The following is a 262-nucleotide window of genomic DNA, read 5'->3' as shown; positions in this document are numbered from 1 at the left end:
GCCCCGGCCAGCTGGTGGGTTACCCGATCGTCCGCCTCGCGGAGCCCGTCGACGTGGTCCGGGACGTGCGGTTGATCGAGCAGGCCCTCATCGCGGTCTGCACCGCCATGGGTCTGACGGTCGGCCGTATCGACGGGCGCTCCGGCGTGGGGCTCGCCGCCGGGGACGTCCGAGGCCGATGGCAGCCCGACCGCAAGGTCGCCGCCCTCGGTGTCCGCGTCCAGCGCGGAGTCGCGCTGCACGGATTCTCCCTGAACTGCAA

General features: G+C 72.9%; 1 protein-coding gene. It reads left to right on the top strand.

Going from position 1 to position 262, the window contains the following annotated elements:
- The coding region (locus AC0IX4_RS23105) for a lipoyl protein ligase domain-containing protein (RefSeq protein ID WP_471831415.1) at positions 1 to 262 on the top strand (262 nt) is incomplete at both ends.

Source organism: Rhodococcus sp. AC861 (genome assembly GCF_979256035.1).
Note: the sequence above shows the minus strand (reverse complement) of the source record. Positions and strands in the feature narration are given on the sequence as shown.